Below are 13,078 nucleotides of genomic sequence, written 5' to 3' on the forward strand. Positions count from 1 at the left end.
TTTTCTATTTTAACTGTAATTTTTGACCTATTTGAATGGTATTGCTTGTTAATCCATTTAAACGTTTAATTTCATCTACAGCTGTTCCACTATGTAAAGCAATACGATATAAGTTATCTCCTTTTTTAACAATCCAAACAGACAGGTCGCTAACTTCTTTTGATGTATTAAAATCAGTAACATGAAGTTTTTGACCTACTTTAATTAAATTTGAATGTAAGTTATTCTGATCTTTTAAATCCTCTACCTTTAAATTATATCGTTTTGCTATACTGTATAAAGTTTCATTTAATTCTACAATATGAATGCTTGAATGGTTACTTTCTAAATTGCTTTCATAAGTTGTTTTATGTTCAACTTCAACTGTTGGATCTGTAACTACGTCAAAGTTTTTTACACGAAGTCTTTGTCCTTTATCTATTAATGTTGTCTGTAAATTATTAGCGCGTTTCAGTTCGGTTAAAGAGACCTTGTATGCTTTAGAAACATCTAATAAAGTCTCATTAGATTGAACAATATGAAAATCGGAATCCACAGCCTTAACAATAGTGTCTTGCTTTTTTGTTTCATCCGTTTGCGGTGTTTTTACATTGTTTTCTGTTTTAGCTTTTACTAGAGTAATTTCACCAGTTGCAACATTTAATTTTGCAGGTTTTCCGTCTAATAGCACATCTTTATACTCTACTTTAGATTGTGCTATTAGACTTATATTTACTGCTAAAATAAATACAACTGATAAAATAACTTTAAAGCTTTTTCGCATTTTTAACTTTTTGATTTGTAAGCGCCAGTTTTAAAACATCGCTCATATCTGTAACGTAATGAAACGTTAATCCTTTCAGATATTCTGGCTTAATTTCCTCTATATCTCTTCTATTATCTTCACAAAGTAAAATCTCTTTAATACGCGCACGCTTGGCTGCTAATATCTTTTCTTTGATACCTCCAACAGGTAATACTTTACCTCGTAATGTAATCTCACCAGTCATGGCTAAACTCTTTTTCACTTTACGCTGTGTAAACAAAGATACTAAAGAAGTTAACATAGTAACACCTGCACTTGGTCCATCTTTAGGAGTTGCTCCTTCTGGAACGTGAATGTGAACATTATATTTTTCAAACACTTCTGGATTAATACCAAATTCATCTGCATTTGCCTTAATATATTCCATAGCAATTGTAGCAGACTCCTTCATTACTTTACCTAAGTTTCCTGTAATAGATAGCGCTCCTTTTCCTTTAGATAAAATTGATTCAATAAAGAGAATATCGCCACCTACGCTTGTCCACGCCAATCCTGTTACAACACCTGCAACATCATTGTTTTCGTATTTATCGCGCTCCATCCTTGGACTTCCTAGAATTTCAATAACATCTTCATTTGTAACCTTAACGTTATACGCTTCTTCCATTGCAATATTTTTTGCTGCATAACGCACCATTTTTGCAATTTGCTTTTCTAAACCTCTCACTCCAGATTCACGTGTATAACCTTCAACTATTTTTTCGAGTTGTGGCTTTGCTATTTTTAAAGCTTTATCGTCTAAACCATGTTCTTTTAATTGCTTTGGTAGTAAATGACGTTTAGCAATCTCTACTTTTTCTTCAATAGTATAGCCTGTTACATTAATAATCTCCATACGATCTCTTAATGCTGGCTGGATTGTATTCATGTTATTAGCCGTCGCAATAAACATCACTTTAGATAAATCATACCCCATTTCTAGGAAATTATCGTAAAATTCATTGTTTTGTTCGGGATCTAATACTTCTAACATAGCAGAAGATGGGTCACCTTGATGACCTGTAGATAATTTATCTATTTCATCTAATACAAATACAGGATTAGACGTTTGCGCTTTCTTTAAACTCTGAATAATTCGTCCTGGCATAGCACCAATATACGTTTTTCTATGGCCTCTAATTTCTGCTTCATCGCGTAAACCACCTAATGAAATACGCACATACTCTCTTCCTAAAGCTTCGGCAACAGACTTCCCTAAAGACGTTTTACCAACACCTGGAGGTCCATAAAGACATAATATTGGAGACTTCATATCATTTCTAAGCTTTAAAACGGCTAAATACTCAATGATTCTCTTTTTTACGTCTTCTAATCCAAAATGGTCACGGTCTAAAATTTTCTGTGCGCGTTTTAAATCAAATTTATCCTTGCTAAACTCATTCCATGGTAAATCTAAGAATAGGTCTAAGTAATTACGTTGAATAGAATACTCGGCAACCTGAGGATTCATACGTTGCATTTTTGCCAATTCTTTATCAAAATGCTCTTTTACCTTATCGTCCCATTTCTTTTTCTTAGCACGTGCTTTCATATCTTCAATTTCTTCACCAGAAGACACTCCACCACCCAATTCTTCTTGAATGGTTTTCATTTGTTGGTGCAAGAAATACTCACGTTGTTGTTGGTTCATATCACTCTGAACCTTAGACTGAATATCATTTTTAAGTTCTAGTTTTTGATATTCAAGATTCATGAATTTCAAGGTTTGAAGTGCACGCTCCTTTAAATCGTTAATCTTTAACAATTCTTGCTTTTCCTCTACTCTAAGATTCATGTTAGACGACACAAAATTCACCAAGAACGAATCGCTTTCAATATTCTTAATTGCAAAACTTGCCTCAGACGGAATATTAGGACTTTCCTTAATAATGTCTAAAGATAAATCCTTAATAGAATCTATAATTGCTCTAAATTCTTCATTCGCTTTTGCTGGTTTTGCTTCAGGAATATCAGAAATTGTTGCCGTTAAATAAGGCTTCTCAGAAATTACTTTGTTAATAGAAAAACGTTTTTTACCTTGAATAATAACCGTGGTATTACCATCTGGCATTTTTAATACCTTTAAAATACGTGCAACCGTTCCGGTTTTGTATATGTCTTTTGCTGTTGGATTTTCTACCGCCTCATCCTTTTGAGAGACTACACCAACGACTTTACCTCCTTTGTTTGCGTCATTAATTAATTTAATTGAAGCATCACGTCCTGCTGTAATTGGAATAACTACACCTGGAAATAAAACCGTATTTCTCAATGGTAGAATTGGTAACGACTCTGGTAACGATTCGTTATTTATTAACTCTTCATCTTCTGGTGTCATCAATGGAATTAATTCTGAATTCTCATCGAAATCCTGAAATGACAGATTGTCTAAATTTAAAAATTTTGATTTTTTCATATATATTTTCTAGCCATTCTGTCATTAACATCAACAGAACAACATTATTTTAAATGTATTAATAATTAACTTTACACTGAATATCAATTTGTTATAAGATATTCAAAGTTATTCACACTGTTATATTTTCAATTGTTATGCCATTACCTTTATAACGACATAAAACTTTTTTCATTTTAAACTGTAACACTAAAAAAAAAACTCCATCTATAAGTAAAAGCAATTGTTTTTTGACATCAACCAATCAAAATATCGAACAGTTATTACAACTTTGTCAATCTGGAAACCAACGTGCACAGTTGGAAGTTTACAACAGATACAACAAAGCTATGTATAACACAGCAATTAGAATTGTAAAAGATTCTTTTAAAGCTGAAGACATTATGCAAGAGTCTTTTTTAACGGCTTTTACAAAATTAAACACTTTACAAGACGTCAACTTGTTTGGCGCATGGCTAAAACGTATTGTTATAAACAACAGTATTAGCTATTATAATAAAGTGGTTAAACAAAATGAAGTGCCTTTAGAAAATGTCCTTTATAAAGTTGAAGACCATCAAGGTATTGATGAAGACCATCATAAAAATGAAAAAGTTAAACAAATAATGAGCGCAATGAAAACCTTAAAACCCAATTACAGTTTAGGATTATCATTACACTTAATTGAAGGGTATGATTATGAAGAAATCTGTGACATCATGGATATTTCTTATGCCAATTGTAGAACAATGATTTCGAGAGCGAAAGAAAGTTTACGTAAAAAAATAATGTAAACCGCTTAATAAAAAAACTATGGAAAAGAATACTATAGATGATTTATTTGATGACCTAAAGGGTCGTTTTGATATAAGCGAACCTAATCAAGGGCATGAAAATAGATTCTTAAATAAATTGAACGCAAATGATTTGGCTTCAACCAAAACTAAAGAACAATTGCGTTTTAACTGGAAACCTTTTTTAGCCATTGCAGCATCAGTAATTATTTGTTTTGGTTTATTTGCAACATTACAAAATCAGCCAGAACATTTAGATTTAGCTAGTGTATCTCCAGAAATGTCTGCTACACAAGATTTCTTCACAATTACTATTGAAAACGAATTAAAGAAACTAGACAACGCACGTTCACCTTTAACTGAACAAATTATTTCGGATGCTTTAATGCAAATTCAACTCTTAGAAAAAGAGTATCAAAATTTAAAAACAGATTTAACTGAAAGCGGAAAAAACCAACGTGTTATTTATGCGATGATCTCTAACTTTCAAAATAGAATAGACATTTTAAACACCGTTTTAGAACAAATTGAAACGATTAAAGAACTTAAAACAAATACAAATGAACCTAAACATACAATTTAAAATAGCCTTTTTATGTCTACTCCTTCCGAGTATTGTATTTGCACATACAAATAAAGACATTGTAAAATCTAGCAAAGAAAAAATCATAAAAAAGTCCTTTAATGTATCTTCTAACGCCACATTAAAAGTAGATAATAGCTATGGAAGTATTGATGTTATTACCTGGGACGAAAACAGAATAGACTTTGATATTCTTATCAAAGTTACAGGTAATGATACCGAAAAAGTACAAGAGCGATTAAATGGCATCACTGTTGATTTTTCAGCGACTAAAGACTTGGTTTCTGCTATCACCAAAATAAGCAAAACTAAAAGTAGTTGGTGGAATTGGGGAAAAAATAAAAGTATTCAGTTAGAAATTAAATATGTAATAAAAATTCCTATTTCTAATAATGTAAACCTTGATCAAGATTACGGTTCTATTAACTTAGATAGACTTAATGGTGTTGCAACTATTAATTGCGATTACGGGAAAATTACCACCAAAGAATTGATGGCAGATCATAACGACATCAGATTTGACTACAGCAGTAACTGCTATTTTGAATACATAAAAAGTGGTAAAATAACAGCCGATTATAGCGGATTTACAGTTGCAAAAACAAACAACTTAATCGTAAAAGCAGATTACACAAAATCCATTATAGAAGTTGCAGAAAATGTAGAATATAATTGTGATTATGGCTCATTAAAAGCCGACAATATCAATAATTTTAGTGGCAAAGGTGATTATCTAACATTACGTTTAGGAAATGTCTTTAAAAATGTAAAAATTGATGCCAACTATGGCTCAATAAAAATTGACAGAATGGCGTCAAAAGCACAAAATATTGATATTGATGCAGATTTTACAGGCATTACCATTGGACACGATGCCAATTACAATTTTGATTTTAATATCGAATTAGAATTCGCATCCTTACGAGAATCAGATGGTTTTAATTTTACCAATAAAGAAATTGACCATACTGAGAAAAAATACAACGGTTATTATGGCTCTCAAAATTCTGGAAATAATGTTAAGATAGACTCTGAATACGGAAGTGTTACCTTTAAAATAAACTAGTTACCAAGTTTTGCTTTTAGAATAATCACTATAAAAAACCCTGCAAACTTGTAGGAATAAAAAATAAACATCAAATCAAAAACTAAAACAACATGAAACTATTACAATCAATCACAGTACTCGCATTTGTATTATGCGCAACAACTTCTAACGCCCAAAAATGGAAAAAAATAAAAGGGGATGGCAACATTACAACCGTAAAAAGATCTACGGACTCTTATAACGGCTTAAAAGCTGCAGGACCAATGGATTTTAAATTAGTGCAAGGTACAGAAGGTAACATCACAATTAAAGGAGATTCTAATTTAATGGATTACATTGTAACCGAAGTAAAGGGCAATATACTCTATGTTAAGGTTAAAGAAAAATACAACCTAAAACCAAGCCAAACCATTATTATCACCATACCTTATGAATCTATTAATTCTGTGTCGCTTGCCGGTTCTGGTGATGTTGAAAATTCAGGTACTATAAAAGCAGATGAATTTGATGTGGCTTTAGCAGGCTCTGGAGATATAGATTTAAATATTGAAGCGCAACATATAGATAGTAGAATTGCTGGTTCTGGAGACATAGAACTTAAAGGCTCTACTAAAAACCTAATCACTGTTGTAGCAGGTTCAGGCGACTTTGATGGTGAACATTTAAAAAGCATCAATGTAGATGCTAAAATATCTGGTTCTGGAGATATAAATGTGGTTTGTAACGGAGAACTTAAAGTAAAAATAGCAGGTTCTGGAGATGTAAAATACTCAGGACAACCAACAAAAAAAGACACTAAAATATCCGGTTCTGGCAGTGTTAGCAACTAAGATTTTATTCTAAAAAAAAGCCACTTAAAATTAAGTGGCTTTTTTTTAAGACATTAAAACATTTTTAAAATATATAAAGTCTTAAGATTTTTTTATCAGTACACTGTTAATAACTCAAATAAACTAAGCTTAATTTAAACTCTAAATTGAGCTTCTTTTTTTAAATTTGTATTCTAGATTTTTAAAATTAGTTAGCAAAAGCAAATTCAGTATAAACCTTGGAACACTTTGTAGTATCAGCGCGTAAATACAGACCACAAACCTTTAAGGATGTTGTGGGCCAGCAGGCTATTACAAATACGTTACTTAATGCTATTGAAAACAATCATTTAGCTCAAGCCTTATTATTTACAGGTCCTCGTGGAGTTGGTAAAACAACTTGCGCTCGTATATTGGCTAAAATGATTAATAGTGATGAAAACACAAGTGAAAACGAAGACTTTGCTTTCAATATTTTTGAATTAGATGCAGCGTCAAATAACGGTGTAGACCAAATAAGAGAACTTACAGATCAAGTACGTATTCCACCACAAGTTGGTAAATACAAAGTATATATCATTGATGAGGTTCACATGTTGTCTCAAGCCGCTTTTAATGCCTTTTTAAAAACATTAGAAGAGCCACCCAAACATTGTATCTTTATTTTAGCAACTACTGAAAAGCATAAAATCATTCCAACAATACTTTCACGTTGTCAGATTTTTGATTTTAAACGTATAACGGTTTCTGATGCTAAAGACTATTTAAAATATATTGCCAAAGAACAAGGCATTACAGCAGAAGATGACGCACTTCATATTATTGCTCAAAAAGCAGATGGAGCCATGCGTGATGCACTGTCTATTTTTGATCGCGTAGTTAGTTTTTCTGGAAAGAATCTAACAAGACAAGCCGTTACTGAGAATTTAAACGTTCTTGATTACGAAACCTATTTTACGAGTACAGATTTAATATTAGAAAATAAGATTCCAGATTTATTAGTTCAATTTAATACCATACTTTCAAAAGGGTTTGATGGCCACCATTACATTGCTGGTTTAGCTTCACACTTTAGAGACCTTATGGTTTGTAAAAATCCTGCAACCATTCCTTTATTAGAAGTTGGTGAAGAGACTAGTCTAAAATACCAAGAACAATCACAGAAAACATCACATAGTTTTCTTATGGAAGGGATTCGGTTAGCTAATGACTGTGACCTCAAATACAAAACCAGTAAAAATCAACGCTTACTAGTTGAGTTAACACTTATGCAACTTGCCTCTATCACTTTTGATGGAGAAAAAAAAAATCTTAGGCACTTCATAATTCCGCCTTCGTATTTTAAAGCAAGAGGCATCACACCCATTCCTGTTACAAAACCTAAAACAGAAGTTAAAACTCCTGAGCGTAAAACAACTGTAGGTTCACAAGCAAAACCTAAGGAAACTGTAAACGAGCCCGTTATTAAGATCCCAAAAATATCTATTAACAAACCAAAATCATCAACCTCTGGTTTATCCTTAAAGAGTATAAGAGAAAAGAAAGAACATCAATTACGACAAATGGATGTTGTAATTGATGAAGATGATTTACCAAAAGAACCGGTTACACAAGAAGCGTTAAATGAAGCTTGGAAAATATACACCGCAAAAATGGATAAGAAAGGTGAAAAAATTATGGCTTCTATTTTACAAATGGATCAACCCAAATTAAAAGACACCACCATTTACCTCACCTATTCTAATAATACCAATAAAATTGAATTGCAACGTGCCGAGTTTCCTCTGATGGCCTTTTTAAAGAAGAGGTTACGTAATTATGATCTTAAGTTAGACATTACTGTTAACGAAGAAATAGCAAAAAAATACGCATTTACACCTTTAGAAAAATACGAAAAATTGAAAGAAAAAAATCCTAATATTGAAGTTTTACGACAAACTTTTGGGTTAGATATTTAAGCTGTAATCAATTTAAAAACCCAGAATGCATGAAAAAAAACTTACCTTTAATTGTTATTATTGCAAGTGCCATTCTAATGATTGCCAATTTTATATACACTGAGGATTTTGATCGTGGATTTTGGATGTCAACACTATCGAGTGTTTTAATTATTATTTCTATGCTATTGACTATTAGAGAACGAAAAAAGAATGACTAACAAGGCGGATTAACATTCAAACAGATGAAACATTTATTAGGACTTTTTATTATAACGCTTATAGCTTTTACAAGTTGTGAAGGTAGAAAGACGCAGAGTCAAGCCTTATCAGAAAGTATTGAAGAATTCAAAAAAACAGTCAATTTTGAATCTAATGTTTACATCCCTGAAAACTATACAGAACGTGAAGTAGACACCGTAATGAGTAATGGTTTTAGAGTGAAAATAAAAATATATTCTGACATGTCTAGTGACGTATTATTCTCTAAAATAAAAGATACCATCAATTACCAGACACATTACCGAAACTTTAAATTCGATATTCGTGTGGAAAAAGAAGGCGAATTAATTTATGAAGAAAGCTTTGATAAACATAAAGCAAACCAGCTCTTTGGTTATCACAATAATTATTCACCCGATTCTCCGTTTCATGACTTCGACAAATTAGCCATCTTACAATCTATACAAGTAGATGACGAGCCTTCATTAAAAAACACAGTACTTATAGATGTAATGTTTGCTATACCAGAAACCAATCGCTCTGCGCTACACACTTTATTTGTTAATGATAATGGTACCATAAATATGGTTCATGTAACACAAAATTAATTATGTTAGGACTAAAATTACCAACCGATCCAAGATGGGTTAATATCGTTGAAAAAAATATTGAAGATATATTAACTGACCACGCCTATTGCGAACAAAAAGCAGCAAGTACAGCTATTTCACTAATTGTAGGTTTTCCAGAATACACGGAACTCGTACAGGAAATGATAGTTTTAGTAGAGGAAGAAATGAGCCATTTTAAAATGGTACACGATAAAATCATAGAAAATGGTTGGACCTTAGGTAGAGATCGTAAAGACGATTATGTACTAGCCCTTATAAAATTCTTTCCTAAAGGAGGAAGTAGAACAACACAACTAGTTCATAGACTTTTATATGCCGCATTAATTGAAGCACGTAGTTGCGAACGCTTTAGGTTATTGTCTGAAGCGCTAGAAGACAAAAAATTGGCGAAATTTTACCGCAAACTAATGATTAGTGAAGCTGGTCATTACACCATGTTTTTAAACTTTGCAAGAAAATATGGAGATAGAAAGGACGTTGACGACAAATGGGACGCATTACTCGATTATGAAGCTGAGATTATGAAAAACTTAGGCAATAAGGAAACAATACACGGTTAAGTTAAAACTTATAGACAACCAACTTAACAGATTTAAAACAAAAAAACGACCATCAAAATTGATAGTCGTTTTTTATATTTAAAATAAATTCAGAATTCTTAAAACAAACTCTCAATTATCTTCTCATCAGTAATGCCTTCAGCTTCTGCTTTATAGTTTTTAATAATTCTGTGTCTTAAAATTCCTGTAGCAACAGCTTGAACATCTTCAATATCTGGTGAGAATTTTCCTTTTGTAGCAGCATGAGTTTTAGCTGCTAAAATTAAATTCTGAGAAGCCCTTGGTCCTGCTCCCCAATCTACAAACTCTTTTACAATATCTGCAGCTGTATCTTCTTTTGGTCGTGTTTTACCCACTAAAGATACTGCATATTCAATAACATTATCTGCAACAGGTATACGACGAATTACATTCTGAAAATCGATAATTTCTTGTGCTGTATATAACGCATTTACCGAAGATTTAATATCTGTAGTTGTTGCTTTAACCACATCAACCTCTTCTTGAAACGATGGGTATTGTAAATTAATAGAAAACATAAAACGGTCTAATTGTGCTTCTGGTAAAGGATATGTTCCTTCTTGCTCAATTGGGTTTTGTGTCGCTAAAACAAAATATGGTAAACTTAACTTATATTGATAACCAGCTACTGTAACCGAACGTTCCTGCATCGCTTCTAATAAGGCTGCTTGCGTTTTTGGCGGAGTTCTGTTAATCTCATCTGCTAAAATAATATTAGAGAATATTGGTCCTTTTATAAATTTAAACTGACGATTCTCATCCAAAATTTCACTACCTAAAATATCACTAGGCATTAAATCTGGAGTAAACTGAATACGCTTAAAATCTAAACCTAAAGCTTGTGCAATAGTGTTAACCATTAAGGTTTTTGCCAAACCAGGAACACCTACTAAAAGCGAGTGACCACCAGAAAATATGGAAATTAACACTTGACTAACAACCTCATCTTGACCAATGATGACTTTAGCAACTTCTTGTTTTAGCGCTGCATATTTTTTTACAAATTTTTCAATTATAGCAACATCAGACATACTCTATTCTTTTTTTAACCAATTACTTTGAAAATCACAATCTCTATACTCTCCATTAATCTTAATGTAAGTATTTAAAATGGTTTCCTTTTGCCATTTTGCAACAGCTTTAATTTGTTTGTCTTGTAAAGCAAGATTTTTAATTTTTAAATAATCCTTTGCAAAATCAGCTTCATGGTCGTCTATACGATCTGTAACGGTTAAAATTTTAAACTTTAATCTGTTGATACGATCTTCATCTTGTAAAACCTCACTGATTTCACCATCTTTTAAATCTTGAATTTGAGAATACAATTCAGGATCCATTCGGGTTAACTCAAAATTAAAATCCTGTGTTGTAGGATTTGTCAACTGACCACCTTCGTATTTCGTTTCTTTTTGATCACTAAATTCTCTTGCCGCTTCAGCAAAAGTTAATGTACCATTTACAATTTTCTCTCTAATCTCTTCAATTTTATCCTTAGCTTCTTTTATAGCATCTTGAGTTAATTCTGGACGTAATAAAATATGTCTTACATCATACTCTTGACCTCTGATTTTTTCTAAGTATATAATATGGTATCCAAAATCGGTTTCAAAAGGTTCTGAAATTTCTCCTTCTTGCATTGAAAAAGCAACATCTCTAAACTCTTTTACCATTCTTGGCTGTTTTCTATTCAATGTATATTTTCCTCCCGTAGCTTTAGACCCAGAATCTTCTGTATAAAACAACACTTTAGTTGTAAAACTAGAACCGTTTTCTTCTACATCTGTTTTAAATCCTTTTAGCTTATCAATAACAGCTTGTTTTGCTTCTTCTGTTACTTTTGGAATAATTACAATTTCAGCCAGCTTTAATTCAGTACCAAAGACTGGTCGTTCGTCTTTTGGTATATTATTAAAAAAGGTTCTAACTTCTTCTGGTGTTACTTCTATATCTCCTGTAACCTTAGCTTGCATTTCTTGAGCGAGATAACCGTTTTTATTAATCTCAAACATTTCATCTCTTAAGGCTTGTTCTGATTCTTTTTTATACAGTTTAAGCAACCTATCCATATCACCATTTAGCTGACCCAAAATACCTTGTATTTGTTGATCTACTCGGCTTTGAATATATAATTCATTAACTATAACACTATCTTGTATAGCTTGATGTGCATATAATTTACTTTCCAGTAAACTTCCAAAAAGTTCACATCTGGTAATATCTTTTAAATCTGCTCCTTGAGCTTTTAATTGTGCTATTTCTCTATCCAAATCAGATTCTAGAAGAATAAAATCACCAACAACAGCCGCAACACCATCTGCTTTAATACGTGTTTTATTAATAACACTATCTTTAGGTTGCTCTACTTGTTGTACTTCATCATTAATGATTTCTTGAGCATTGCTAAAGTTTAATGACATAAAACAAACTAAAAGGCTTGCTTTAATTATACGTTTGAAATTTATTGTTTTTAATTGCATCTTTTGTAATATCATTTTCGAGTTGCTTGATGAGCTCTAATTTTCTTTTGTTTATAACAATTTTGTTAATCGACGTTTCTACATAATCTAAAGGCGCATAATCGTTTTGAAGACGTACGTCATTAACTTGCATCAAATATAGGTTTAATGAATCTTTGAGCTGTAAGAAATTAGTTTTTTTTAACAGTTGATTTTTATTTGAACTATTTATGATTGGTATTTTCTCTGCTACACGATTGAGTTTAATCCAAATAGAGTCATTCAAAGAATAAGATCTAAATTGAACAGAGATAGAGTCTAAATACGCTTTATCCTTAGCTTCGAAGCGTTTAAAACGTTTTTTTATAGTATCTAAATTAATAGGGTTTAATGGCAAACTGATATACCTAAACTGTATTAAATCGTCATTTAGCTTAAATGATTCTTTATTAGCTTCATAAAATAATTCTGCTTCCTTGTGCCCTACTATAGTGTCTATATTTTTTTTTACTAAACCTTCTAAATAAGCTTTAGCATATAAATCGTTTTTATATTGCTTTACTAATTTAGAAAACTCATTTTGTTTTTCTTCAGAAAGGTTTAACAAAGCACCATCCATTAAAAGCAATTGTCTTGCCCAACGGTTAATGTATGCATTGACCATTAAAGTACTATCTTCTTTAGAGGTTCCTTTTGGCACTACATCTTTAAGATCCTCTTTATAGAGGTAACTTTCGTTAACTCTGGCAATTGGTTCTAAATCGTCTGACTTTTTAAAAAAATCACAACTATTAAAAAGTAAACCAAAGAGAAATATGTATAGTGTATGTTTCAAAA

13 protein-coding genes are annotated in these 13,078 nt (G+C 31.7%); 8 read left to right on the top strand and 5 right to left on the bottom strand.

Features of this window, described 5'->3' with window-relative positions; genetic code table 11:
- Window positions 1-4 precede the first annotated feature (4 nt).
- Window positions 5-763, bottom strand: coding sequence for a LysM peptidoglycan-binding domain-containing protein (locus tag KO504_RS03810; RefSeq protein WP_215924998.1), 759 nt, complete (start codon window positions 761-763; stop codon window positions 5-7).
- Window positions 747-3,200 carry an endopeptidase La gene (gene lon / locus KO504_RS03815; protein WP_215924999.1) on the bottom strand — a complete coding sequence of 818 codons (2,454 nt, stop codon included), beginning with the start codon at window positions 3,198-3,200 and terminating at the stop codon, window positions 747-749. Before lon ends, KO504_RS03810 begins: the two co-directional genes overlap by 17 nt.
- A 230-nt stretch (window positions 3,201-3,430) precedes the next feature.
- On the opposite strand from lon, the gene KO504_RS03820 reads away from it, so the two are divergent.
- The 8 genes from KO504_RS03820 to KO504_RS03855 all read left to right on the top strand — a co-directional run bounded on the left by KO504_RS03820 (window position 3,431) and on the right by KO504_RS03855 (window position 9,764).
- Window positions 3,431-3,973, top strand: coding sequence for an RNA polymerase sigma factor (locus tag KO504_RS03820; protein WP_215925000.1), 543 nt, complete (start codon window positions 3,431-3,433; stop codon window positions 3,971-3,973).
- A 19-nt stretch (window positions 3,974-3,992) separates the two neighbouring features.
- Window positions 3,993-4,556, top strand: a complete 564-nt coding sequence (locus KO504_RS03825) for a hypothetical protein (protein WP_215925001.1) — start codon at window positions 3,993-3,995, stop codon at window positions 4,554-4,556.
- The gene (locus tag KO504_RS03830) at window positions 4,534-5,622 is read left to right on the top strand and encodes a hypothetical protein (RefSeq protein ID WP_215925002.1); all 1,089 of its coding nucleotides are present in this window, start codon (window positions 4,534-4,536) and stop codon (window positions 5,620-5,622) included. Before KO504_RS03825 ends, KO504_RS03830 begins: the two co-directional genes overlap by 23 nt.
- Window positions 5,623-5,714: 92 nt before the next feature.
- Window positions 5,715-6,434 (top strand): head GIN domain-containing protein, encoded by a 720-nt coding sequence (locus KO504_RS03835; RefSeq protein ID WP_215925003.1) that lies wholly within the window; start codon window positions 5,715-5,717, stop codon window positions 6,432-6,434.
- 218 nt (window positions 6,435-6,652) lie between these two features.
- Complete coding sequence (dnaX, locus tag KO504_RS03840) at window positions 6,653-8,371, top strand: DNA polymerase III subunit gamma/tau (protein ID WP_215925004.1); 1,719 nt, start codon at window positions 6,653-6,655, stop codon at window positions 8,369-8,371.
- Between the two features lie 29 nt (window positions 8,372-8,400).
- A complete protein-coding gene (locus KO504_RS03845; protein ID WP_215925005.1) occupies window positions 8,401-8,571 on the top strand; it encodes a hypothetical protein in 171 nt (56 codons plus the stop codon).
- A gap of 24 nt (window positions 8,572-8,595) precedes the next feature.
- Complete coding sequence (locus tag KO504_RS03850; RefSeq protein WP_215925006.1) at window positions 8,596-9,180, top strand: hypothetical protein; 585 nt, start codon at window positions 8,596-8,598, stop codon at window positions 9,178-9,180.
- 2 nt (window positions 9,181-9,182) lie between these two features.
- A complete protein-coding gene (locus KO504_RS03855; protein WP_215925007.1) occupies window positions 9,183-9,764 on the top strand; it encodes a tRNA-(ms[2]io[6]A)-hydroxylase in 582 nt (193 codons plus the stop codon).
- Between the two features lie 98 nt (window positions 9,765-9,862).
- Here the strand turns inward: KO504_RS03855 and KO504_RS03860 are convergent, their stop codons facing one another.
- From KO504_RS03860 to KO504_RS03870, 3 genes are read right to left on the bottom strand one after another with little or no spacing between them, the layout of a single operon-like run.
- Window positions 9,863-10,816, bottom strand: a complete 954-nt coding sequence (locus KO504_RS03860) for an AAA family ATPase (RefSeq protein WP_215925008.1) — start codon at window positions 10,814-10,816, stop codon at window positions 9,863-9,865.
- Window positions 10,817-10,819: 3 nt separating this feature from the next.
- Complete coding sequence (locus tag KO504_RS03865) at window positions 10,820-12,277, bottom strand: peptidylprolyl isomerase (RefSeq protein ID WP_215925009.1); 1,458 nt, start codon at window positions 12,275-12,277, stop codon at window positions 10,820-10,822.
- The gene (locus KO504_RS03870; RefSeq protein ID WP_215925010.1) at window positions 12,225-13,076 is read right to left on the bottom strand and encodes a peptidyl-prolyl cis-trans isomerase; all 852 of its coding nucleotides are present in this window, start codon (window positions 13,074-13,076) and stop codon (window positions 12,225-12,227) included. Before KO504_RS03870 ends, KO504_RS03865 begins: the two co-directional genes overlap by 53 nt.
- Window positions 13,077-13,078: the final 2 nt, after the last annotated feature.

Source organism: Winogradskyella psychrotolerans (assembly GCF_018860565.1).
Taxonomy (GTDB): Bacteria; Bacteroidota; Bacteroidia; order Flavobacteriales; family Flavobacteriaceae; genus Winogradskyella; species Winogradskyella damuponensis.

What these genes read in the sequence shown, in the direction of transcription:
- KO504_RS03855 (WP_215925007.1), top strand. Translation starts at nt 9,183, where the DNA reads ATGTTAGGACTAAAATTACCAACCGATCCAAGATGGGTTAATATCGTT.
- KO504_RS03825 (WP_215925001.1), top strand. Translation starts at nt 3,993, where the DNA reads ATGGAAAAGAATACTATAGATGATTTATTTGATGACCTAAAGGGTCGT.
- KO504_RS03850 (WP_215925006.1), top strand. Translation starts at nt 8,596, where the DNA reads ATGAAACATTTATTAGGACTTTTTATTATAACGCTTATAGCTTTTACA.
- KO504_RS03860 (WP_215925008.1), bottom strand. Translation starts at nt 10,816, where the DNA reads ATGTCTGATGTTGCTATAATTGAAAAATTTGTAAAAAAATATGCAGCG.
- lon (WP_215924999.1), bottom strand. Translation starts at nt 3,200, where the DNA reads ATGAAAAAATCAAAATTTTTAAATTTAGACAATCTGTCATTTCAGGAT.
- KO504_RS03845 (WP_215925005.1), top strand. Translation starts at nt 8,401, where the DNA reads ATGAAAAAAAACTTACCTTTAATTGTTATTATTGCAAGTGCCATTCTA.
- KO504_RS03865 (WP_215925009.1), bottom strand. Translation starts at nt 12,277, where the DNA reads ATGATATTACAAAAGATGCAATTAAAAACAATAAATTTCAAACGTATA.
- KO504_RS03810 (WP_215924998.1), bottom strand. Translation starts at nt 763, where the DNA reads ATGCGAAAAAGCTTTAAAGTTATTTTATCAGTTGTATTTATTTTAGCA.
- KO504_RS03835 (WP_215925003.1), top strand. Translation starts at nt 5,715, where the DNA reads ATGAAACTATTACAATCAATCACAGTACTCGCATTTGTATTATGCGCA.
- KO504_RS03830 (WP_215925002.1), top strand. Translation starts at nt 4,534, where the DNA reads ATGAACCTAAACATACAATTTAAAATAGCCTTTTTATGTCTACTCCTT.